This window comes from Ruminococcus callidus ATCC 27760, assembly GCF_000468015.1.
Lineage (GTDB): Bacteria > Bacillota > Clostridia > Oscillospirales > Ruminococcaceae > Ruminococcus_C > Ruminococcus_C callidus.
Map to the genome: position 1 here is coordinate 1 of NZ_KI260352.1, position 433 is coordinate 433.

Sequence of the window (433 nt, forward strand, 5' to 3'; positions counted from 1 at the left end):
CCATGTCAAAACCGTCCGGCGGAATTCGCTCGTTTCCCTCGCTGTCCGCCTGGGGCTTGCCGACGCCGATAGTTGCCCTTGCCTGTATCGGTAATGTTGATATTCAGGTACTTTCCAGTATAAATGGGTAATTTTATTTTGTATGGCGTTTGCAAGCTTGTATATAAGGCTCCCCTTTAGGGCACACGAAGGGCGTGCCTTGTGCTGAGCTGGCAAGCCGTAGGCTTGACTGAGGGGTATTCGCTACAGCAGCCAACCGGTTTCACAAAGAGTTACGCTTCTTTTTTTCTTTACTGAAAAGAAAAAAAGAAGCAAAAAAAGAAAAGAGCTCGCATTCCACCTGTACTGTAAGATTCCAGTATCACCCGAAGATTATACAAGAGATTTTCACCAACAAAGCTCCCCCGGCGGGGCGAACAGGCGGCTGCCGCCG